We start from the raw sequence: 21,104 nt of genomic DNA, 5'->3' as shown, positions 1-21,104 counted from the left end.
ACGCCGATGCTGACCCTCGTGCTGGTCGTCGTGGCCGTTGCGCTCGTATTCGAGTACATCAACGGTTTCCACGACACCGCCAACTCGATCGCGACCGTCGTCGCGACCAAGGTGCTTTCGCCCATGCAGGCGGTGATGCTCGCCGCCGGCACCAACCTGTTCGGCGCGTTGTGGGGCACCGCCGTCGCGAAGACGATCACCTCGGGCATCGTCGATGCGCATGTGATCGAGATCTCGTCGCAGCTCGTGCTGTGCGCGCTGATGGGCGGCATCGTCTGGAACCTGATCACCTGGGCGATGGGCCTGCCGTCGTCGTCGTCGCATGCGCTGATCGGCGGACTCTGCGGCGCCGCGCTTGCCGCTGCGCGCGGCAACTGGCACGCGATCATCTGGGCCGAGCACAAGGACCCGTGGTTCAAGAGCGGCGGCGTGCTGTGGAAGGTGGTGATCCCGATGGTGACGTCGCCACTGATCGGCTTCATCGTCGGCTTCCTGATCATGGGCCTGCTGTACGCGATCATTTCCGGCATGGCGTCCGCGGGCGGCCCGCTGCGTCGCCTCGCGCGTCCACGCCCGGTCAACTGGTTCTTCGGCAAGGCGCAGGTCGTCAGCGCCGCGGCGATGGGCTTCGCGCATGGCTCCAACGACGCGCAGAAGACGATGGGCATCATCGCGATCACGCTGCTCGGTGCGCAGTCGGCCGGTACGTTGAACGAGTTGCCTTCGTGGCTCGCGTTCCTGCATCCGACCGCGAACGCGATGGCGACCAAGGACATCGACACGTGGATCAAGGTGTCGTGCGCGCTCGTCATGGCAGCCGGCACTGCGGCGGGCGGCTGGCGCATCATCAAGACGCTGGGCCACAAGCTGGTGAAGCTTCAGCCCATCAACGGTTTCGCGGCGGAAGCGAGCGCGGCCAGCGTGATCCTCACCGCGTCGGCGCTGGGCATTCCGGTGTCGACCACGCACAACATCTCCGCGACCATCATGGGCGTGGGCACGGCGAAGCGTTCGAACTCGATCCGCTGGACCGTCGTCGAACGCATGGTCTGGGCGTGGATCCTCACGATTCCCGCCGCGGGCGGCATCGCATGGCTGTCGTACGAAGCGCTGCGCGCGCTCGGCTGGGCCTGACGTAAAGGAACCCCGGTGGGGCTCCGACCACCGGGGTTCCACCTCCCGAGCGGGAGACGCACTCGCTTCGGTGAGTGCACGACGGGGTTGCCGTCGCGGTGTCGACGATCCGCCTTGCGCGGTTAGGCAGACGTCAACAGGCCGTTACGCGACGGCGGCGATTCGTCGCGCGCCGTCGAATTGCGTAAATCAAAACAGGTCGCCGCCCGCGGAAAGCGTGCGTTCCATGCGATCGCCAACGCCGCCGATCTCGAGCACCAGGCGATGCACTTCCGCAAGGTCGAGTCCGTCGAGCGGGCGGTTCTCGCACAACTGCAGGTGCGGCACGCCGTCGAGATCGCCGACGGCAAGATGGCCGACCTGGCTGTCCCAGTTGAACGCCAGTGCGCGACGCGGATCGACGCCCGTCATCGGCGCGACGACGGTGCTGACGCGCAGATAGCTGCGGCCGTCCTCGTCGGGAATGCGGGTCAGGAAGATCGCCTGGTGGCGCTGACCGTTCTCGAGCGACAGCTCGATACAGACGAGGCCGTCGTCGTGCACGGTCACGTCGTGGCCGGCGCCGTCGAGGTAGTCGCGGATATCGTTGAAGTGGCGCATGGGGGGAACCTCCTTGTGGCGACTATGCTATCGCCATGTCGACCCCGGACACGAACGATGCCGCACATCGCATCTATGCGGCGATCCGCGCGATCCCCGCGGGCGAGGTCGCGGGCTACGGTGAAGTCGCGCGTCGTGCCGGGCTTCCCGGCCGTGCACGCATGGTGGCGCGATTGCTGAGCACCGCATCCGAGCCCGACCTTCCGTGGCATCGCGTGCTGCGATCGGATGGCCGCATCGCGTTCCCCGACGGTTCGGAACGTTTCCGCGAGCAGAGCGCACGCCTGCGCGCGGAAGGCGTACGCGTCGAAGCGGGGCGCGTGCTGGGCCTACGCAAGGCGCGCACTCTCGACGAAGCGCTTTGGGGCCCGCCGGGATGAATGCTACGGCCGCTTCGCATGGCGGCCGTGAGCCCGTACTGCAGTGCAGCAGTTAACATGACGGTTCCCGAGGAGCCGCGATGTTTTCCAAACTGCCGCCCGTCACGAGGGCCCTGTTGATCGCCAATGTCGTCGTCTTCCTGCTGCAATGGCTGGCAGGCGCATCCGCGTTCGGCGACGTGCTCGAGATGATGCAGTTGTGGCCGATCGGCTCGGGCGACCAGTACGGCGCGCCGCCGTTCATGCCGTGGCAGCTGGTGACGTACGGCTTCATGCACGGCAGCTTCCAGCACCTGTTCTTCAACATGCTGGCGCTCGTGATGTTCGGCTCGCAGGTCGAGCACGCATGGGGCGCGCGACGCTATTTCGGCTACTACATGACCTGCGTGATCGGCGCGGCCTTGTGCCAGCTCGCCGTCGGCTACGCGACCATGTCGATGGGTGGCGAGGCGTATCCAACCGTCGGTGCGTCCGGCGCCATCTTCGGCCTGTTGCTGGCCTACGGCATGTTGTTCCCGAACCAGCGCGTCATGCTGCTGATCCCGCCGGTGCCGATGAAGGCACGCACGCTCGTCATCGTCTATGGCGTGCTCGAACTCTTCATGGGCGTGACCGGCACGATGCCCGGCGTGGCGCACTTCGCGCATCTCGGCGGCATGTTGTTCGGCTGGTTGCTGATCCTGTACTGGCGACGCCGACCGCCGTCGCGCGGCAACCGTCCGCGCCCGCCGCATATGCGCGTGGTGCACTAAAGAAAACGCCCGCATCTGCGGGCGTTTTCATGTGCGACGTTGCGTCGGCTCAGGGCCAGAGGCGCACCAGCTGCTCGGGCTTCGGCTGCATCGCGTTGCCGGCCTTGCAGGTGAACGCGGTACCGAACGCCGGCTGGTTCATCAGCGGCACGTTCGTGCGCCAGCGCCCCGGTGGATACGCGCTCGACGCTGCCCGCGCCGTCGCTTCGTCGACCGACACCTGCTCGGGCCACAGATGCGCCCAGCCGTTGTAGAACGCCTGCATCGTTTCCTTCGCTGCGCCCGGCTGCGCGGCCTGCAACGCGGCCTGCGCGAGTTCCACGCCGGCTTCGTCCGCGACGAGCTGGTCGCGCACGAGCGAGCCATTGACGCGCACGCCCGTCAGCTGTGGATAGTCGAACGCGCTGGCCTGCGATGCGATGCGATCGCCAAGCGACGACCACGCCGCCGTTTCGGTCGGCGTCCACCAGTCGCGCGCCTGGCCCTTCGCATCGATCAGGCGGCCCTGCGTATCGATCGCATGGATCAGCTCATGACCGACGAGCGCGCCGTACGCGCCGTACTGCGACGCAACCGGCTGCGTCGCATCGAACACCGGCGGCTGCAGCATCGCGGCCGTGACGATCAGGCGGTTCTGCGGGACGTCATAGGTGAGCGCGGGCTGCTGCGGCAGCACGTCCCAGCGACGGTCGGCATTGCCGCGCCCGATGCGGCGCATTTCTTCGCGATGACGCCAGGTGGACGCGATCAGCATGTTGCTGCCGAAGCTGCCGCGGCCCATCGGCTGCACGGTGTAGTCGAGGTCGCGATGCGGCGCGCCGACTTCGATCTTGAGCGCGGCGAGCTTGGCCTTCGCCTCGGTCTTGGCCGTGTCGCCGAGGCGCGTGTCGCGATCGATCATCGATGACAGTGCATCACGCACCTGCGTCGCGATGGTTTCGGCCTGCGTACGCGACGCGGCCGGCAGGTAACGCGCCACGTATTCGCGACCGAGCATCGGGCCCGCGGCGAGATTGATCGCATCGAGCACGCTCTGCTGGCGCGATGGCGCCGAGACCTGTCCGTTGAGCAGGTGGCCGCGGAACTCGAAGTTCGCATCGCGCCACGAACGCGTCAGGTAGGGCGCCATGGCATCACCCACGCGCCAGCGCAGGAACGTCTTCCATTCCTCGACCGGCAGGCCGGCGACGAGGTTGTCGAGCGTGGTGAACAGCTCGGCGTTCGCCATCGACACCTGGTCGTCGGTGACGCCCTGCGCCTTCAGGAAGTCGGCGAGCTGCAGGCGCTTGAACTGCTGCGCTAGGTTCGCGGTCGGCACGGCGGCGTAGTTCGCGCGCGGATCACGCTGCGACGCCATCGGGCGCATGGCGGCCGCGATGCGCGTTTCCACGTCCATGACGTAGGCGAGTTCCTGCGGCATCTGTGCCTGCTGCGTACCGGTCAGCAGCAGGATCTTCTGCACGTAGGTGCGGTAGCGATCCATCACCTCGCGCGTTTCGGCGTCGGTGCGCGAATAGAACGCGGGGTCCTGCAGGCCAATGCCGCCGCCGGTGAAGTAACCGATGTGGCGGCTGGTGTCCGCAAGGTCGACGTCCGCGCTGAAATTGAACGCGACCGGGATGCCGACCTGATGCAGCGCGGCGATCGCGGCCGGAATGTCCTTGGCCTTCTTGATCGCATTGATGCGGCCGAGCAACGGTGCGATCGGGTTCGCGGCGTCGCGTTCGACCGCGGCTTCGTCAATGCCGCTCGCCCAGAAGTCGCCGAGCAGCTTCTGCACGTCGTTGGACGGCGCGGTCATCGCGCTGTTGAGCAGGTCGATCTGCTGCTGGTACGCGTGCTGACGCAACTGGTCGAGCGCGGACACGGCCGGCACGCCGGGCGTCGCGGGATTGGACGTCAGCCATGACTGGTTGGCGTAGGTGTAGAAGTCGGTGCATGCCGTCGGCGCGGCCGGCTTGGCGCTGCGCGAGGACGCGGTGGACGACTTCTTCTTCGTCGCCGCGGACGAATCGGGGACGGATGTGAGGGCGAGCAGGGCAACGGCCAGTGCGGCGACGATGGGGCGTGCGGTCATTGCGGGGCGTCCTTGTGGAAACCGGCTGGAGTCTAGCAACGGCGTCGTGCGTGCAATGAACGATTCCCTCACGCCTTCGTGCATGCGGCCGCAAAAGGAAAGGCCCGGGTCGCCCCGGGCCTTTCGATCACTGCATGTCGCGACGACTTACCAGATCACGACCTGCTGGTCGCTGCCACGCACCATCGGGCTGCCGACCTTGCATTGGAACGCGTTCGCGAACGCCGGCATGTTCGACGGCGCGCCGATCGCGCGGAAGTTCGCCGGTGCGTGCTCGTCGGTGGTGATGCGCAGCTTCAGCTCGTCCGGCGTGAAGTTGCGGCGCCACACGGTCGCGAAGTTGACGAAGAAGCGCTGGTCGCGCGTCAGCCCGTCTTTGACCGTATCCGGCTTGCCGGCGGTCGCCTTCTGCATCGCGTCGTACGCGGTGTTGAGGCCGCCCAGGTCCGCGATGTTCTCGCCGAGCGTGTGCTTGCCGTCGACCTTCAGGCCCGGCGCGGCTTCGTAACCGTTGAACTGGTTGACGAGCTTATCGGTGCGCGACGCGAAGCCCTTCGAGTCGGCATCCGTCCACCAGTTCTCGAAGTTGCCGGTCGGCCCGAAACGGCTGCCCTGGTCGTCGTAGCCGTGCGTCATCTCGTGGCCGATCACCGCGCCGATGCCGCCGTAGTTCATCTCGTCGGGCGCCTTCGGGTCGAAGAACGGCGGCTGCAGGATCGCGGCCGGGAACACGATCTCGTTCATCGACGGGTTGTAGTACGCGTTGACCGTCTGCGGGCTCATGCCCCATTCGGTGCGATCGACCGGCTTGCCGATCTTCGAGATGTCCCACTTGTAGTTGAACTCGTTCGCGGCCATCGCGTTGCCGAGATAGCTGTCGCGCGAGGTGCGCAGGCCCGACCAGTCACGCCACTTGTCCGGGTAACCGATCTTCGGCGTGAACGCGGCCCACTTGGCGAGCGCCTTCTGCTTGGTTTCGGCGGTCATCCAGTCGAGCTTCTCGATGCGCGCTTTCTGTGCGTCGCGCAGGTTCTGCACGAGCGTTTCCATGCGCGCCTTCGATTCCGGCGAGAACGCCGTCTTGACGTACAGCTGGCCCATCGCTTCGCCGGCGGCGCCGTTCAGCGCACCGAGCACGCGCTTGCCGCGCTCCTTGATCTGCTTCTGACCGCGCAGCGTCTTGCTGTAGAAGTCGAAGTTCTCGTTGACGAACGCGTCCGACAGGTACGGCGACGCTTCGTCGACGGTGTGGAAGCGCAGGTAGCTGCGCCATGCGGATGCCGGCACGTCGCCCAGCATCTTGCTGACTTCCTGATGGAACGACGGAATCGCGAGCGAGAACATCGCCGGCACTTCCAGACCCTGCGACTTGAAGAACGTCGTCCACGGGAAGTTCGGCGTCAGCTTGTCGGCCGCGGCCGGGCTGATCGGGTTGTAGAAGAGTTCGGCGTCACGCGACAGCTCCGAACGCGACTTCGACGCCTTCGCGAGGCGCGTTTCGAACGCGACCACGTCCTTCGCCTGCTTGGCGGCGTCGGCGGCCGGAGTGCCCGACAGCGTGAGCACCTTGGCGATGTGCGCTTCGTACGCCTTCAGCACGCCCGCCTTGGTCGGGTCGCTGTAGAAGCTCGTGTCCGGCAGGCCGAGGCCGCCCTGGAACGCGACGCCGATGTTGACCGACGAGTTCTTGTAGTCCGGCGTCGAGCCGAAACCGAACAGCAGGTTCTCGCCCTTGGCCGCGCTCTCGCGCAGGTAGTCGGCGATCTGATCCTTGTTCGACAGCTTGTCGATCGCGTCGAGGTGACCCTTCAGCGGCGCGATGCCCTGCGCGTTGATGGTCTTGGTGTCCATGCCGGTCGCCCAGAAGTCACCAACGATCTTCTGCACGCCGGTGGCGTTCTTGTCGGCGGCGACCTTTTCCGCGATCTGGCGCTGCGCGGCGTTGCTGCGCTCGTCGAGCATTTCGAACGCGCCCCACGAGGTGCGGTCGGACGGAATCGGGTGCGAGGCCAGCCACTTGCCGTTGACGTAGCCGCCGAAGTCCTTGCACGGGTCCTTGGCGGGGTCGAGGTCGGCCTTGGCGAAGCGGTTGACCGGCGGCAGCTTGGCGGCGTCGATGCTGAGGTCGTTGGACGCCTTCGGCGCGGCGTAGGCGGCGACGCCACCAGCCAGTACGGCCACGACGGCGAGGGCGAGCGGGAGAGTGCGGTTCTTCGAGGTCACGTAAGGCTCCGGAGCCGGGGCATTGGGGGTCGGCCCGGGACATGGCCACGGGCGACACGCCGGTTGGCATGCTGGCCGGACGTTACGCGGGGGCCGGCAGGCGGAAGCGTGCCGGAGGTCATGGCGGGCGGACCAGACTGAACCGCTCGGCGGAGCGGCCGGGCAGGCTGGAGCGTTTTCACGTAGCATCCACGTCGTTCGCCGTCTTGCATCCGCCCTCGGGCGCGTTTTCCACGGTTCTCGCAGGCCCCTCGGGCCTTTGCCGCCCCATGCGGCATCGCGATGTCATCCGCACGCATTCTCGACGCCGACACGTTCCGGGCCTTTCCGGCGCGTCACCCCTTTACTCGCAGCGCGGTTTGGAAGGCTCCGAGTGGACCCGCGGTTATTCCCGCGGCGTATTTCCATTGGAGCACCACCATGACTGAACCCTCGACCTTCGAGGCGCTCGGCCTGCCGCCCGCCGTGCTGCGCGCGCTCGCTGTCCTCAACTACAACACCCCGACGCCGATCCAGCAGGCCGCGATTCCGGCGGTTCTCGCCGGCCGTGACGTGCTCGGCGCCGCGCAGACGGGCACCGGCAAGACCGGCGCGTTCGCGCTGCCGCTGCTTGCGCGTCTGTCCAAGACCACCGCTGCCCAGGGCCCGCGCCGTCCGCGTGCGCTCATCCTCGTGCCGACCCGCGAACTCGCGGTGCAGGTCAACGAGAGCCTGCGTTCCTACGCCCGGCACCTGCAGCTGCACACCTGCATGATCTTCGGCGGCGTCGGCATGGGCCCGCAGATGGACGTGCTGCGTCGCGGCGTCGACATCATGGTCGCCACGCCGGGCCGCCTGATCGATCACCTCGAGCGCGGCACCGCCAAGCTCGATTCGATCGAGATCCTCGTGCTCGACGAAGCCGACCGCATGCTCGACATGGGCTTCATGCCGGCGATCAAGCGCATCGTCAACACCGTGCCGAAGGCGCGCCAGACGCTGCTGTTCTCGGCGACGTTCGAGCCGCGCATCCGTGGCCTCGCCATGGACTTCATGCGTAACCCGGTCGAAGTCGAAGTCGCCGCGCGCAACACCGTTGCGTCGACGATCAAGCACATCGCGCATCCGGTCGATGGCAGCCGCAAGAAGGACCTGCTGGTGCACCTGCTGGCTACGCGCTTCCAGGATCGCGTGCTCGTCTTCGGCCGCACCAAGCATGGTTGCAACCGCCTCGCCGAGCAGCTGGAAGACGCAGGCCTGAAGGCTGTCGCCATCCATGGCAACAAGAGCCAAGGTCAGCGTCAGAAGGCGCTCGACGCGTTCAAGGCCGGCCGCGCTCGCGTGCTGGTCGCGACCGACGTCGCCGCGCGTGGTCTCGATATTCCGGACCTGCCGCTGGTCATCAACTTCGACCTTCCGATGGTCGCCGAGGACTACGTGCACCGCATCGGTCGCACCGGTCGCAACGGCGCAACGGGCGAGGCGATCTCGCTGGTCGGCGTCGACGAAGGCGGCCTGCTCGCGCAGGTGCAGAAGATGCTCGGCCAGAATGTGCAGCAGGAAACGGTCGAAGGCTTCGTGCCGACGCGTCCGCTCCGCATGGACATGAAGCCGGTGCAGGCGCAGCGCACGCCGCGTCCGGCGCATCGTCCGCATGGCAAGCCGGCTGCTCGCACCGCGCATGCCCATGCGCACACCGGCAAGCCGCGTAGCGCGACCAGCCGTGCGGCACGTCCCGCGCGCTAAGGCGCAAGACGCTTAAGCCACGAGGCCGCTCATCACACGTGCGGTCGTGCTGTCGGGGAACACCTGACGCTCGACCGCCGTGCGATCAAGACCCATGTGTTCGACCAGCACGCCCTTGAACAGGGCGCGCAGGTCGTTGGTCGCGTGCAGATCGCGGCCTTCAAATAGCGCGGACGAGGACAGCCCCGGCCAATCGCCGGCGACGCGTCCACCGCGTACCGCACCACCCGCGAGGAATGCGACGCCGCCCGTGCCGTGATCGGTGCCGCCGGTGCCGTTGGCCGCGGCAGTGCGACCGAATTCCGTCACGATCGCGACCACCGTCTTCGGCCAGATCGGCTGCGCGTTGTCGTGGAACGCGCGCAGGCCCGCATCGAGTTCGCCGAGCTTGCGCTTGAGTTGATACGCCTGGCCGCCGTGGCTGTCCCAGCCGGCGTCCTCGACGAAGGCGATGCGCGGGCCGTCGGCTGCGCGCATGAACGTCGCGGCCGCCTGCATCGCTTCCGGCAATCGCAATGCGCCTGTGCTGCCCATGTCGCCGTTGCGCATCGCTTCGGCGAACGACGGTGCGAGTTCGTGATCGTTCGCATACAGCGCCTGCAGGCGCTGCAACATCATCGGATCGACGTCGTCGGCGAATGGCGGCGACCACGTACGCACGCGCCCGGGCCCGCGCGCAGACAACGGCGCGACTGCCGCGACCGCCAGCGCATCGGCGCCCGTCATCGCCGCGCTCGTGCGGCTCAACCAACCCGTCTGCAGATGCGCGCTCGCGTCGCCGCCGCTTTCCACGTTGTCCTGCGCTTCGAAGTGCGAACGTCCGCGATACGGCGGCGCGATCGCGACGACCGGCATGAACTGTTTCGACGCGTACAGCTGCGATGCGAACGACAGCGACGGATGCAGCCCGAAGCCGCCGCCGAGAGGCAACGCGTCGGTCACCGCGAGATCGCGACGCAGGCGCAGGTAATCGGGATCGTCGACCGGCGGCAGCGCATGCAGCGCGTCGAGCCCGCCGCGCAACAGCACGACGACGAAGCGTGCGTCGTCATTGGCGCGCAGTGCGCCGGCGAACGAGGGAAGCCGCGGCCACAGCGCGAGCGATGCGCTGGCACCGGCGACGGCGAGGAAACGGCGTCGGCTGGGGTCCATGTCAGGTCCTCCATTGAAACGCCGGGCTCGCGAATAGCAGCGCGAGACCCGAACGTGCGGATTCGGCGCGACGCAGCGTGGTCGCCGTCGCGTCGTCGAGATGCGGGCCTAGCGCGACGCGCGCGGTCGCCAGCGGGTCGGGCGTCGATGCGAGCGTTGCGAGGCGCTGCGCGGCCTGCACGCGCTTGAAGAGTGCGTCCCCGCCGCTCCATGCGGTGGTGATATCCGGAAAACCCGCCGGAGAGCGGGGAGTGAATGCGGGCTCGCCAAGTTGCGTCAACACGGGCTGGAGGCGAGCAATCGACTCCTCGGTATCCAGCGAACGCAGCGCAGCGACAACGAAATCATCCGGCGTGCGGAACTTGCGTGCAGTCACGTCCCAGGCTTCCGGGCTGTCGATCAGCGCGCGATAGACGTCGACGAGTTGCCCGTTGCTGCGCGTCCAGGCCTGCGCCATGCGGTCGACCACGGCTTTCGGCGGATCGTCGGAAATGAAATGACGCGCGAGCTTGGTCGACACGTGACGCGCCGTCGACGGATGCACTGCGAGGTCGCGGAGGATGGCGCGTCCCTGGTCGATGCCGCTTTCCGCATAGCGACGGCCGATCACGCTGCGCGCGCCACCTTCGTGCGCGTTCGGGCGAAACACGAAAGCGGAGGTCGGCACGCTCTCGAGCATTTCGCGCGGTGCGGGCGTGCTCCAGCCGGTGATCGCACGCGCGAGTTCGGTGACGTCGACCTGCGAGTAGCCGCCGTCGACGCCGAGCGTGTGCAGCTCGAGGATTTCGCGCGCGAGATTCTCGTTGAGTCCGAGCTGGCGCTTGCCCATGGCACGCTGTGCGACGCGTGAGTCATCGCCGATCGAGCGCACGTTGTCGAGGTAGCGCAGCATCGCCGGATGCTGCTCGACGGCGACGAGCAGGTCGCCGAATCGGCCGAAGGCGTTCGGGCGAATCGCTTCGCGCTCCATCGGCGCCGCGTAGAGCAGGGCCTGTCGCTTGTCGATCGATACGGCGAAGTGATTCGACCAGAAGCGCACCAGACGTTCCGCGAAACCGTCGGGCGTGGTCGCGGCGTGGCGGTAGCGTGCGTCGAGTTCGGCGCGCACGGATTCCCTCAGCGCGCCGCGTCCGCCACGCTTTCGATTGCCTGGCTGCGGCGTCGCGTCGTCCTGCATCGGCGACATCGTGTCGTCCCGCATGCGCTTGGCCTGACGCGCGTTCGCGAGCACGGTCGCTTCGAGATGCAGGTAATCGCGGCTCGACGGCAGCGCGCCGAAATCGTTCGCTCCCGCGTTTCCCGTGAGTTGACGCACGAGCAGCGCATGCGGGTCGTCGGCACGATGGAGATCGCCGGGGCGTGCGCCCAGTCCGAACCGGTTATGCGTGCTGGCGAGTCGTCGTTGTTGGTCGTCTGTCATCTCACGCCCTCCCCGGGTGGAAACGCCCGGGGAAGTTCGCGGTTGACAGGTTTGGCGCATGCGCGCGTGAGTGGGGCGCCGCGTTGCGCCGATTCGCAGGCGTCCAGCGGCCGTTGCGGCTCGATCGGTCGTGCCGCGAGCAGGAAGGCGAGGGCGAGCAGGGCGACGCCGAACGCGATGCCGGCCGCGATCGCGAGCGCGTCGCGAAATGCGGCGTAGCGGCGGGTGGGTCGAGCGTCCTGCGTCATCGGCATGCGATCCGTGCAATGCGGGGTGCGATGGTTCGCGTCGGTCGGCGCGCGCGTCGCCCGACCGCCTGCGCGCAAACGCAAGGCGGATATGCGACGCAGCGAAACGGAAGGCGACGGTCCATGGCGGCTCGCGAATAATCGGAGCCGCGAACGCTCGATGTATGCGCGCGGTTGACTCCGCCCGATGCACGGTCGGGGCCGGCGGGCAGGCGGTCGCTCGTGGGTGGCCGGAACGCGAACGGGCCGCTTTCGCGGCCCGTTCGGTGAGGCATTTGCGTGGATCAGGAGGCCTTCTTCGCCTCGATCCACCGGTCGATCTTGGCATCGAGCACGTCCAGCGGCACCGCGCCGTCCCTCAGCACTTCGGCATGGAACTCGCGGATGTCGAACTTCGGGCCGAGCGCCTGCTGTGCACGCGCGCGCAGCTCCTTGATCTTGAGTTCGCCCGACTTGTACGCCAGCGCCTGGCTCGGCCACGCGATGTAGCGCTCGGCTTCGGCAGTGGCGTCGGTCTCGCTCGCCGCGGAGTTGTCGAGCATGTACTTGATGACCTGGTCGCGGCTCCAGCCCTTGCTGTGGATGCCGGTGTCGACGACGAGGCGGATCGCGCGCCACAGCTCGTTCTGCAGGTAGCCGAAGTAGCTGTACGGATCCTTGTAGACGCCTACGTCGCGACCGAGCGATTCCGCGTACAGGCCCCAGCCTTCGGCGAACGCCGTTTCGCCGCCGAAACGACGGAACTTCGGCATCGTCGTCAGCTCCTGCTGCAACGAGATCTGGAAGTGATGGCCGGGAATCGCCTCGTGCAGGAACAGGTCTTCCGCGTCCCACGTCTTGCGGCTCGGCAGGTCGTAGGTGTTGACGTAGAAGATGCCCGGACGCGTGCGGTCCTCGCTGCCGCTCTGGTACTCACCACCCGCGGCCGACTTCGCGCGGAAGGCCTCGACCGGACGGATTTCGAACGGGGTCTTCGGCGTCAGCGAGAACTCGGTCGGCACGCCGGCCATGATCGTCTTCTCGAGGCTGCGATAGAACGTGAGCAGCTCGTCCTCGGTCTTGAACTGGAAGCGCGGGTCGGTGCGCATGAACTGGAAGAAGTCCTGCAGCGAGCCCTTGAAGCCGACCTGCTGCATCACCTGCTGCATCTCGCCATGGATGCGCGCGACTTCACTCAGGCCGAGTTCGTGGATCTGCTCCGGCGTGCGGCTTGTGGTGGTGCTGTTGCGCACGTCGTAGGCGTACCACGCCTTGCCGTTCGGCAGCGAATCCAGGCCGATCGTCTCGCGCGTCTTCGGCAGGTATTCGTCATTGATGTAGGCACGAAGGCGCTTGTAGGCCGGCATCACCTGCTTGCTGATCATGTCGCGATACTGGTTCGTGAGGCGCTCGCGATCGGCTGCCGAGAAATCCTTCGGCATCTTCGCGATCGGGCCCCAGAACAGCGTCTTGGTCGGGTCGTCGTTGATCAGCGCGTCGAGCTGCGGCACCACCTTGACCATGAGCACGCGCGGCTGCACGACGCCGGCCTTGACGCCTTCGCGCATGTTCGAGATCGACGTGTCGAACAGCTTCGGCAGCTGGTTCGCGCGCTTGAGCCAGTTGTCGTAATCCTTGACGGTCTTGAACGGCTGCGGACCGGTGCCCGAACCGAACATCGCGCCGTAGCTCGCGATGCTGCCCATCTGGTTGACCGGCATCATCCAGTCGGGGAACTGCTCGCCTTCGAGCGAGCGCTTGGCGCCGTCGACGAAGATCTCGTAGCTCAGCAGGTCCTGGCCGGTCAGGCCGTCGCTGCCGACCTTCTGAACTGCATTGAGCCACTTGGTGGTGAAGTCGTGCTGCTTCTTGCGGTACTCGGCCGTGCCGAAGTCGGGCATCTGGTCGTTGTAGCGCGGGTCACCCTGGAACGTGGCCTGCAGCGGGTTGAGCTTGAGCAGCTCCTCCCAGTACTGGTCGTACATGGCCGACAGCTTCTGGCCCTTGGTCGATTGCGTGCTGGACGCCGCAGCGGGCGCCTTTGCCGGTGCGGCGATGGAGGGCAGGGCGGCAATGCCGAACGCGAGGGCGACGGCAAGGGTGATGGGACGCAGATGCATGGCGGGCTCCGGCTGGGGACCCCCGGAGCATGCGGGCTTCCGCCTGCGCTATCGCCGGTCGGAAGTCATGCAATGGCCGCCTTCCGTCAGTCCGCCGCAGCCTGCGCGCGCAGTTGGTCGGCGCGTTCGACGCCGAGGAAGCGGATCATCGCGTTCTTCATGATGTAGATCAGCGGGATCATCGCCACCGCTGCAACCATCTTGTAGACGTAGTTGACGGTGCTCACCGCGAGGAACAGGCCCATCGGCCAATGCTGCGGGCCGAGCACGAACGCGATGTACAAGACGACGAAACTGTCGACGAGCTGCGACACCGCGGTCGAGCCGGTCGAGCGCAGCCAGATCGCACGCGCACCGGTCGCGCGGCGGATGCGATGGAAGACCGCGACGTCGATGAACTGCCCGAGCAGGAACGCGACCAGCGAGCCCGCGATCGTCCACATGCCTTGCCCGAACACGGCCGAAAACGCGGCCTGGTAATTGTCGACACCCTGCGATTTCGCTGCGCCGATCCACCAGCCCGCCGGCGCCAGCGAGATTGCGGCGAACGCGAACGCGAAGCCGTAGACGATGAGCGCGGCAGCCAGCAGCGAAATGATGCGCACGCCCCGATGGCCGTAGAACTCGTTGATGACGTCGGTCATCAGGAACACGATCGGCCACAGCAATGTGCCGGCCGTAAAACTCAGTGAGCCGTTCTGTCCGAACAGGTGCCATTCGAATGGATTGATCCCGAGCGTGTCCTCCAGCGCGAAGATCTTTACGCCGATGAACTCGGCCAGCACGGTGTTGACGCAGAACAGCGCCGCGAGGCCGATGAACAAGCGCACGGCGCGGTCGGCGAGGACGTGCGGCGTGCTATCGGTCGGCGCAACAGGTTGCAGCGCGGGCATGTCATCGACCGATGTCGCGCTCATTGGGCTTTCCGCAGGTGGTAGACGACGCCCTTGCGGTCGTCGCTGAAATAAAGCCCGCCGCTGCCATCGTCGATGAGGCCGGCGGGTCGACCATTGACCTTCGTGCCGTCGCGGAAACCGGTGATCAGCGGCTCGACAGTGCGTCCGTCGCGGCTCACGCGCACGAGCATGTAACCATGGCCGATGCGTTCATTGGTGGAGCCGTGCAGCGCGACGATGTAGTGGTTGGCGAGTACGTCGGATGCGTCGCGGCTCGCGGGCATCGGCAGCACGCCGAGCGCCGACGCATGCGCGGGGAACTGCGCGAACGGCGTCGCGACATGTGCGCAGCCCGCTGCGCGCGGGAACTTCGGATCAGCCGTGACGCGCCCCGCTGCGCTGTAGCAATACGGCCAGCCCGCGTCCATGCCGTCGACGATGCGGTACATCGTTTCGTCGGGACGGTTGAGGCCGAGGTGGTCCGCGCCCTGATTCGTCGCGATCAGCGCGTCGCCGTCGCGCACCAGCCCGACGGCATTGCGCAGGCCACGCGCGATGGTGCGCTGCTTTCCGTCGGGAGAGATCGCAACGATGCTCGCACGCACCGCTTCCTTCTCGATGCAGGCATTGCAACTGCTGCCGACAGACACGAGCGCGGTGCCGTCCGGCTCGACCAGCACGGTGCGCGTCAGATGCCAGCCGCCGTACTTGTAGCTGAGGCCGTAATCGGGAAACGTGGCGAGGGTTTCTGGCGCGCCGGAAATGCGGCCCGTGGCGACGTCGTATGGATAACGCAGCAGCGCCTGAGTGAGCGCGAGGTAGAGCCATGTGCGCGACTTCGCGTCGGTGTGGAACGCGATGCTGTTCGGGTTGCGCAAGCCGTCTAGCATCACCGTCGGCGCTGCGAACCGGCCGGTCACAGCGTCCGCTTGGCCGAGCATCAGCAGCTGGCCTTTGCGGTTGTCAGTGAGATCGTGCATGTCGGTGACGAGCAGCCGACCGCGCGGATCCCGCGCGAAGAAACGCACGCGGTGCAGACCCTGCAGCACCGGGTCGAGCCGGTAACCCGCCGGAACGCGCAGCTGGAACGACGAACCGTCGGCTAGCGCAACGCGCTGCGCGACGAGTTTCGGCTGCGCGGCGAACGCGGGCGCCAGCGCAAAGGCCAGCAATGCGAGGAATGCGCGTTTCATCAGGCGTCCTTGGCTGGTGCGCTGAAGGGAATCGTTTCCGGCGACACCGCGCCGCCGGAAATGATGAAGCTCCGGGGAGATTGGGGAGGCACGGATGCCAGAATGCTTGTCCCATATGGCTCCGCTAGTCGGAAATGGCCTTTTCTCATGCGGATCTCCATTGCACCACCGGATATCATGTTGTAGCTTCTCGTATCATCTAGTAGCCAACCGTAGCGGACGGATGGATACCAAAACGATGCGAAACGAGCCCCCCGTTCAAACCGAGCCGCCGAAGCGTGCGCGACCGGGCGAGAGCAGCGTACATCTCGACCAAGCGCGCGTGCGCGGGCTGAGCGTCCCGACGCGCGAGCAAGGGAGCCGCCTGGTTCTGGACGATGAGGTCCCCGGGTTCTGTTGCCAGGTGACCTACACCGGAACGCGCACGTTCCGTCTGCGCTACCGCAAGGGCGGCAAGTGGCACTCCGTCAAGATCGGTCGCTGGCGCGACGGCAAGGAAACCAACGCACGCGCCGACACGTTGGCGGAAACGGCGAAGCGCGGCCTGACAGCAGGGCAGGCACGGCGCATCGCTGCAGAGCTGCGCGGGCAAGTGGACCGCGGGTCGAATCCAGCGGTCGAGGCGAAGCTTCGCGACGCAGCGCAGACGAAAGCCGCGGCTGGGTTAGTGACCGTGTCCGACGCCTTCGCGCGCTACAGCGACGCGATCCGGTCACGCCGGACGCCCATGAAGGACTCATCTTTCGAGAAAGTGCGCGGCAGTTTCGAAAACCACATCCTGCCGCGGGTCGGCGGCCGCTATATCTCGAGCGTTTCTGGCGACGATGTCCGGATGCTTGCCACGTCGATCGAGACTGCCCGCACCTTGCGCGGCCGAAGGGTCGGGGGACCTCGTGCAGCGAACTTGGCGGTCGCGCACCTGCGCGCGTTCCTGAGCTGGGCTGTGAAGCAAGAAATCGTGGCGGAGAACGTGGTCAAAAAGGTCGACTTGGGTGACGTGCTCGCCGCCGAAGTCGCTCGACGGCGCTACCTGACGCGTGACGAGTGGATCGCGGTAATGGCCGAGCTCGACGAGTGGCCGTACTGGGCTCGACGAGGTGCGTTCGGGCGCGGGACAAAAACGGTGCGGCTCCAAGAGCCAGCGGTGCGCCAGCTGGTGAGCTGCGAGGCGCTGCGTATCGCGCTCTTGACGGGCGCACGCAAGGGCGAGGTGTACCGGATGCGGTGGGTCGACGTGGACTTGCGGGCGGGCTGGTGGCGCAAGCCGCGGGAGACGATGAAGGCCGGGCATGAGCATGAGATTGCGCTGCCGGAGATGGCGGTTGCGAGCCTGCGTCGCCTCCAGGCAGCGCACTCGGACCCAATATGGGTGTTCCCGGGGAAGGTCCGCATGGACGTGCTGCAGCAGGGTCGAATCCCCAAGGCCAACGAAGGCACGCATGTGCTCGACGTGCACGAGCTATGGGGCCGCATTCGCGAAAAGCTGGGGATCCCGGACGTCCGCATTCACGACCTGCGCCACACGGCGGCGAGCGTGCTCATCAGCTCTGGCGCCACCCTGCATGACGTCGGCTCGCAACTGGCTCACAGCCAAGCGCAGACGACATTGCGTTACGCGCACCTTCTCGAGGAGAGGAAGCGCGCTCTGGCGGGAATGATGGACTCGTTCGCGACGGAGACACTGAGCAATACCCGGCGAAAAGCCGGATAACGCGCCGGCACTGGCGGCGGCAACCGCCAGGCCGACGACTTCCACAACCGTCTTTAGGAGAGACGACCATGGCGGCAACCATTATCCAGTTTCCTGCGTCCCGCGCTTCGTTCGATTCCCGCCCTCGTGAACAGCCGAGAACGACCGTCCACGACTTCGTGCGGGACGTGCGGAAGCTCGGCGGGGGTTACCAGAACGTGAGCGATCACCAGATTCGCAGCCTGTATTCGTTCGCGTTGACGCATCTGATTGCAGGAGGGTGGGGGTAATGGCGCAGTTGCCAGACATTGTTGAGGTGATGCTCCAGGCGTCGAAACGCGGAGACGTAAACCAAGGTCGCAAGGCTCATGCAATGCTCGCCGACGCTATCGAGCGCAGCAACATCGCCGAGCCATGGCGCCGCATCCTTTCCGAGATGCACCTTCGGATATCGATTGGGGAAGACGCGAATACGGCATGCATCGTGAAACTTCGCAGGGGAAACCCGGGCCTTGGGCGAGAGCACGACATCGCGGCCGCCGTAGAGAAGGAACGCGATCGCGCCCGGCAGCACGGGCTCGACGCATCCGCGGCAGCCGCCAAGAAGCGGCTAGCAACTAACTTGAAGGTTTGGGATCGCTACTTTCCGGGCGAGGTCCGGCTGTCTTTGCGGCGCATCCAGAATGCATGCACCGATAGCAGGCGCAACCGAGAAGAGAGCAATCCCGAGTAATCGGCGAGTACACAGGATTACGACTAGACAAGAGTGGCACTCAACACAGCGTTGAGTCGCCACTTTGAAAGATCGGCTTGCAGTTTCCGCCCATCAACCCGTCACGCTTCGCGACGTCGTCCAGTCGGTAGTTGATGTCGACGAATACCTGCCGCGGAAAGATTTCTGCGCGGCCGCGGGTATTAGCGAGCGCACGTACGACCGTCGCGCCGACATCCCTAAGGTGTACGTCGGGCGTCGAATCTTCACGCCCCGTAGCGCGCTCAACTCGGCGCGAGGCGCGTCATGAAGCGCGCCAAGCCCGCACCCGTTGCCGCGCAGTCATGGGTCGACGAGCTCGACGATCGACTGCTCAGCACCCGCGATGCCGCGCGCTTCCTCGGCTACACCGGCCCGCACATGCGCAAACTGCGCTCGGCGAACGAAGGCCCGACTTGGCTGGTCATGCCGAACGGCTTTTCGATCCGCTACCGGCTCGGTGACCTCAAGCAGTGGGTCGGCCTGTCGCGAGGTGCCGCATGAGCACGCCGCTACCTGCGCCGGGCATGGAGCCCACGTTCCGCGATCTCGTCCTCATCGCTTGGCATGCGTTGCTGTCGAATGGCTACGCTGGCACAGCCACGCACAGCGCGCCGGAACAGGCGATCGAGGCTGCGCGGCATATGCAGCGCGCGATGCGCGAAGAGGGGATCCGGTGATGGCGCCCTTCATCTGCCACGAGCCGCATCGTGTCGCCGCGGCCGCACGCAATCAAAGCGGCCTTGCCGTCGTGTTCGGCCTCAACGCCCGCGGCGCGATCGACGACGAGGCGCTCGTCCTGTACGACGGCGAGCCGATCGCGCGGATGCCTGTGGCGCTGCTGCCGACGCTCGCCGACAGGTTTCCCGAAGCCGATACGCACGAGCTGCGACGCACCGTCGCCACGTATCACGCGGAGCGGGCGGGGCTGCGGGGGAACGCGTGAACGACGTGCTCGACCTCGCAGAAGCTCAACGGTTTCTGACCATCCTTGACGAGGAAGCGGAGGAGTTTTGCTTCCGCGTCTTCGACGACGACGCCGCGCGCAACGACTCACGCGGCGCGCGAAAGTTCGACGGCTCGCTCGATGCGGTCGGCGCGTCATTGACTGCTGCAGGACTCGAGCGTCGCGGCGTGTTCGTGGTCGTGAATCAAGGCGGCCAGGAGGCGGACAGCATCTGTCGCATTCGTGCGGTGTTCGCTGACACCGACGGAGCAGACCTTGGGCCGTTGCTGGCTTGCGACCTAGAGCCGCACCTGATCGTTGAATCGAGCCCGGGCAAATGGCACGTGTACTGGCTAGTCGACGACCTGCCGCTCGATCGCTTCCGCAGCGTGCAGCACGCGATCGCCTCCGAGTTCGGGACCGACCGTTCGATCTGCGACCTACCGCGCGTCATGCGGCTGCCGGGATCGCTGCACCAGAAGGGCAAGCCGTTTCGTGTTCGCGTGATCCACGAGTCCGGTGCGCCGCCGTATACGGCGCAGCGCGTGCTGGAGCGTTTTACTGCCGCCGAGCAGGCGGCGACGGTTTCCGCCGTGCCTGCGCTTGCGGATGTCGTCACGGTCGGTCGGCACGCCGCGATCTTGAAGGAAACGACGTTCCTGGCGGACGACATCCGCCGCGGCCACATGACGCGTGCGGAAGCGCTCGCGATCATGGACGCGCGTCGCGCCGCCGGTCGCTACACGCGGGATGTACCCGACGACGAGATCGAGCGCGCGTTGGATGGCGCGCTGGGCAAATCGGTGGCCATGCCGGACAAGGCACCAGCTGCGGCCGTCGACTTCCAGTGGGGCGACGCAATGACGGACCGCAAGAATCTGCGGCCGTCCGAATGGGCGATCCGCAGGGTGCTGCCCACGGAATGCACGGCGCTGCTCTACGGCGGGTGGGGCACGTGCAAGACGTTCACCGCAATCGATATGGCAGGGTGCATTGCCAACGGCTTGGATTGGCACGGCAAGGCGACACGTCAGGGGACGGTGTTCTATCTCGCTGGCGAAGGCGAAGGCGGATTCGCCCGGCGTCTGGCGGCTTGGGAGACGGCAAACAACGCGTCCACGGCCAACATCGCATTCCGTGAGATGCCCGAGGTGCGCGACCCGGCGCAACTCGATCTGCTCGCGACGCGCATCGATAGCCTCGCCGCGGAGCGAGGTGAGCCCCGCCTGATCGTCCTGGACACGCTGTTCACCGCGCTCAATGGCGGTGACGAAAACAGCGGTCGCGACATGGGGCAAGTGTTCGCGGCCATGAAGCGGCTTCGTCAGCGCTTTCGCTGCGCGGTCATGGCTGTGCACCACACCGGCAAGCAGGGCGAGGACGCGCGCGGGCACAGCTCTATGCCGGCCGGCGTGGACGTGCAGCTCTACCTGAAAGCGAAAGATGCCGCGCTCGAGCTGTCAAACCCCAAGCAGAAGGACGGCAAGAAGCACGCGTGCATCTTCCTCACCACCGAGAGCATCCAGATCCCGGGGCTCGTCGACGACGACGGAGAGCCGGAGACAAGCCTGGTCATACGCGCGCCCGCGGCGGACATGGTCGCGTCGATGCAGGCCGATCGGGACAAGACAGACGGCGTGCGGGACCTCAAGGCGCATGCGCGCGACCTGAAGAGTAAGGGCATGACCCTCGAGCAGATCGGCGAGGCGGTCGGGAAGGACAAGTCCACGGTGAGCCGATGGCTAAAAGACTGACCGACGCCGTTGCACGTTGCATTGCACCGGGTCTAAAGACCCCGGATGCAACGCAACAACGCAA

Annotated in this window: 20 protein-coding genes; 11 read left to right on the top strand and 9 right to left on the bottom strand. The window is 66.5% G+C overall.

The window, feature by feature from the left end; all coding sequences use genetic code 11:
• Nucleotides 1–6: 6 nt before the first annotated feature.
• The gene (locus ACVWZN_RS06480) at nt 7–1,134 is read left to right on the top strand and encodes an anion permease (RefSeq protein ID WP_456953102.1); all 1,128 of its coding nucleotides are present in this window, start codon (nt 7–9) and stop codon (nt 1,132–1,134) included.
• Between the two features lie 189 nt (nt 1,135–1,323).
• On the opposite strand, the gene ACVWZN_RS06475 is transcribed toward ACVWZN_RS06480, so the two are convergent.
• On the bottom strand, nt 1,324–1,734 hold the full coding sequence (locus ACVWZN_RS06475) for a hypothetical protein (RefSeq protein WP_027083496.1): 411 nt from the start codon (nt 1,732–1,734) through the stop codon (nt 1,324–1,326).
• A 35-nt stretch (nt 1,735–1,769) separates the two neighbouring features.
• Between ACVWZN_RS06475 and ACVWZN_RS06470 the strand changes: the two genes are divergently transcribed.
• Together ACVWZN_RS06470 and ACVWZN_RS06465 are read left to right on the top strand one after the other, a co-directional pair.
• A complete protein-coding gene (locus ACVWZN_RS06470; RefSeq protein ID WP_456953101.1) occupies nt 1,770–2,114 on the top strand; it encodes an MGMT family protein in 345 nt (114 codons plus the stop codon).
• Nucleotides 2,115–2,194: 80 nt separating this feature from the next.
• On the top strand, nt 2,195–2,866 hold the full coding sequence (locus ACVWZN_RS06465; protein WP_456953100.1) for a rhomboid family intramembrane serine protease: 672 nt from the start codon (nt 2,195–2,197) through the stop codon (nt 2,864–2,866).
• 49 nt (nt 2,867–2,915) lie between these two features.
• Here the strand turns inward: ACVWZN_RS06465 and ACVWZN_RS06460 are convergent, their stop codons facing one another.
• Together ACVWZN_RS06460 and ACVWZN_RS06455 are read right to left on the bottom strand one after the other, a co-directional pair.
• The gene (locus tag ACVWZN_RS06460; RefSeq protein WP_456953099.1) at nt 2,916–4,943 is read right to left on the bottom strand and encodes a M13-type metalloendopeptidase; all 2,028 of its coding nucleotides are present in this window, start codon (nt 4,941–4,943) and stop codon (nt 2,916–2,918) included.
• A gap of 147 nt (nt 4,944–5,090) precedes the next feature.
• Nucleotides 5,091–7,166, bottom strand: a complete 2,076-nt coding sequence (locus ACVWZN_RS06455; protein WP_456953098.1) for a M13 family metallopeptidase — start codon at nt 7,164–7,166, stop codon at nt 5,091–5,093.
• Between the two features lie 420 nt (nt 7,167–7,586).
• Here ACVWZN_RS06455 and ACVWZN_RS06450 point away from each other — a divergent pair, with 420 nt between their 5' ends.
• Nucleotides 7,587–8,891, top strand: a complete 1,305-nt coding sequence (locus ACVWZN_RS06450) for a DEAD/DEAH box helicase (protein ID WP_456953097.1) — start codon at nt 7,587–7,589, stop codon at nt 8,889–8,891.
• Between the two features lie 12 nt (nt 8,892–8,903).
• Here ACVWZN_RS06450 and ACVWZN_RS06445 read toward each other — a convergent pair whose 3' ends face one another.
• The 6 genes from ACVWZN_RS06445 to ACVWZN_RS06420 all read right to left on the bottom strand — a co-directional run bounded on the left by ACVWZN_RS06445 (nt 8,904) and on the right by ACVWZN_RS06420 (nt 15,899).
• Entirely contained in the window at nt 8,904–10,043 is a 1,140-nt protein-coding gene (locus ACVWZN_RS06445) for a DUF1501 domain-containing protein (RefSeq protein WP_456953096.1), read from the bottom strand.
• A 1-nt stretch (nt 10,044) separates the two neighbouring features.
• Nucleotides 10,045–11,463, bottom strand: a complete 1,419-nt coding sequence (locus ACVWZN_RS06440; protein WP_456953095.1) for a DUF1800 domain-containing protein — start codon at nt 11,461–11,463, stop codon at nt 10,045–10,047.
• Nucleotides 11,460–11,711: a hypothetical protein gene (locus tag ACVWZN_RS06435; RefSeq protein WP_456953094.1), complete on the bottom strand. Its 252-nt coding sequence runs from the start codon at nt 11,709–11,711 to the stop codon at nt 11,460–11,462. Before ACVWZN_RS06435 ends, ACVWZN_RS06440 begins: the two co-directional genes overlap by 4 nt.
• A gap of 284 nt (nt 11,712–11,995) precedes the next feature.
• Nucleotides 11,996–13,810 (bottom strand): DUF885 domain-containing protein, encoded by a 1,815-nt coding sequence (locus ACVWZN_RS06430; RefSeq protein WP_456953093.1) that lies wholly within the window; start codon nt 13,808–13,810, stop codon nt 11,996–11,998.
• Nucleotides 13,811–13,896: 86 nt separating this feature from the next.
• On the bottom strand, nt 13,897–14,703 hold the full coding sequence (locus tag ACVWZN_RS06425) for a queuosine precursor transporter (RefSeq protein ID WP_456954729.1): 807 nt from the start codon (nt 14,701–14,703) through the stop codon (nt 13,897–13,899).
• 20 nt (nt 14,704–14,723) lie between these two features.
• Nucleotides 14,724–15,899, bottom strand: a complete 1,176-nt coding sequence (locus ACVWZN_RS06420; RefSeq protein WP_456953092.1) for a PQQ-dependent sugar dehydrogenase — start codon at nt 15,897–15,899, stop codon at nt 14,724–14,726.
• A 223-nt stretch (nt 15,900–16,122) separates the two neighbouring features.
• Here ACVWZN_RS06420 and ACVWZN_RS06415 point away from each other — a divergent pair, with 223 nt between their 5' ends.
• From ACVWZN_RS06415 to ACVWZN_RS06385, 7 genes are all read left to right on the top strand, one after another.
• Nucleotides 16,123–17,610 carry a tyrosine-type recombinase/integrase gene (locus ACVWZN_RS06415; protein ID WP_456953091.1) on the top strand — a complete coding sequence of 496 codons (1,488 nt, stop codon included), beginning with the start codon at nt 16,123–16,125 and terminating at the stop codon, nt 17,608–17,610.
• A 68-nt stretch (nt 17,611–17,678) separates the two neighbouring features.
• Nucleotides 17,679–17,879, top strand: a complete 201-nt coding sequence (locus tag ACVWZN_RS06410) for a hypothetical protein (RefSeq protein ID WP_456953090.1) — start codon at nt 17,679–17,681, stop codon at nt 17,877–17,879.
• A complete protein-coding gene (locus ACVWZN_RS06405) occupies nt 17,879–18,322 on the top strand; it encodes a hypothetical protein (RefSeq protein ID WP_456953089.1) in 444 nt (147 codons plus the stop codon). Before ACVWZN_RS06410 ends, ACVWZN_RS06405 begins: the two co-directional genes overlap by 1 nt.
• 285 nt (nt 18,323–18,607) lie before the next feature.
• The gene (locus ACVWZN_RS06400) at nt 18,608–18,844 is read left to right on the top strand and encodes a hypothetical protein (RefSeq protein ID WP_456953088.1); all 237 of its coding nucleotides are present in this window, start codon (nt 18,608–18,610) and stop codon (nt 18,842–18,844) included.
• Complete coding sequence (locus ACVWZN_RS06395; protein WP_456953087.1) at nt 18,841–19,020, top strand: hypothetical protein; 180 nt, start codon at nt 18,841–18,843, stop codon at nt 19,018–19,020. Before ACVWZN_RS06400 ends, ACVWZN_RS06395 begins: the two co-directional genes overlap by 4 nt.
• Nucleotides 19,020–19,286, top strand: a complete 267-nt coding sequence (locus ACVWZN_RS06390) for a hypothetical protein (RefSeq protein ID WP_456953086.1) — start codon at nt 19,020–19,022, stop codon at nt 19,284–19,286. Before ACVWZN_RS06395 ends, ACVWZN_RS06390 begins: the two co-directional genes overlap by 1 nt.
• Nucleotides 19,283–21,040, top strand: coding sequence for an AAA family ATPase (locus tag ACVWZN_RS06385; protein WP_456953085.1), 1,758 nt, complete (start codon nt 19,283–19,285; stop codon nt 21,038–21,040). The genes ACVWZN_RS06390 and ACVWZN_RS06385 overlap by 4 nt, the downstream gene beginning before the upstream one ends.
• Nucleotides 21,041–21,104: the final 64 nt, after the last annotated feature.

The organism is Lysobacter sp. HA35, from assembly GCF_054061195.1.
This window is presented reverse-complemented; position numbering and strand designations above follow the sequence as displayed.

Coding starts and splice junctions, on each gene's coding strand:
- ACVWZN_RS06480 (WP_456953102.1), top strand. CDS start 7: ATGCTGACCCTCGTGCTGGTCGTCGTGGCCGTTGCGCTCGTATTCGAG.
- ACVWZN_RS06475 (WP_027083496.1), bottom strand. CDS start 1,734: ATGCGCCACTTCAACGATATCCGCGACTACCTCGACGGCGCCGGCCAC.
- ACVWZN_RS06470 (WP_456953101.1), top strand. CDS start 1,770: ATGTCGACCCCGGACACGAACGATGCCGCACATCGCATCTATGCGGCG.
- ACVWZN_RS06465 (WP_456953100.1), top strand. CDS start 2,195: ATGTTTTCCAAACTGCCGCCCGTCACGAGGGCCCTGTTGATCGCCAAT.
- ACVWZN_RS06460 (WP_456953099.1), bottom strand. CDS start 4,943: ATGACCGCACGCCCCATCGTCGCCGCACTGGCCGTTGCCCTGCTCGCC.
- ACVWZN_RS06450 (WP_456953097.1), top strand. CDS start 7,587: ATGACTGAACCCTCGACCTTCGAGGCGCTCGGCCTGCCGCCCGCCGTG.
- ACVWZN_RS06445 (WP_456953096.1), bottom strand. CDS start 10,043: ATGGACCCCAGCCGACGCCGTTTCCTCGCCGTCGCCGGTGCCAGCGCA.
- ACVWZN_RS06440 (WP_456953095.1), bottom strand. CDS start 11,463: ATGACAGACGACCAACAACGACGACTCGCCAGCACGCATAACCGGTTC.
- ACVWZN_RS06435 (WP_456953094.1), bottom strand. CDS start 11,711: ATGACGCAGGACGCTCGACCCACCCGCCGCTACGCCGCATTTCGCGAC.
- ACVWZN_RS06430 (WP_456953093.1), bottom strand. CDS start 13,810: ATGCATCTGCGTCCCATCACCCTTGCCGTCGCCCTCGCGTTCGGCATT.
- ACVWZN_RS06425 (WP_456954729.1), bottom strand. CDS start 14,703: ATGCCCGCGCTGCAACCTGTTGCGCCGACCGATAGCACGCCGCACGTC.
- ACVWZN_RS06420 (WP_456953092.1), bottom strand. CDS start 15,899: ATGAAACGCGCATTCCTCGCATTGCTGGCCTTTGCGCTGGCGCCCGCG.
- ACVWZN_RS06415 (WP_456953091.1), top strand. CDS start 16,123: ATGGATACCAAAACGATGCGAAACGAGCCCCCCGTTCAAACCGAGCCG.
- ACVWZN_RS06410 (WP_456953090.1), top strand. CDS start 17,679: ATGGCGGCAACCATTATCCAGTTTCCTGCGTCCCGCGCTTCGTTCGAT.
- ACVWZN_RS06405 (WP_456953089.1), top strand. CDS start 17,879: ATGGCGCAGTTGCCAGACATTGTTGAGGTGATGCTCCAGGCGTCGAAA.
- ACVWZN_RS06400 (WP_456953088.1), top strand. CDS start 18,608: ATGAAGCGCGCCAAGCCCGCACCCGTTGCCGCGCAGTCATGGGTCGAC.
- ACVWZN_RS06395 (WP_456953087.1), top strand. CDS start 18,841: ATGAGCACGCCGCTACCTGCGCCGGGCATGGAGCCCACGTTCCGCGAT.
- ACVWZN_RS06390 (WP_456953086.1), top strand. CDS start 19,020: ATGGCGCCCTTCATCTGCCACGAGCCGCATCGTGTCGCCGCGGCCGCA.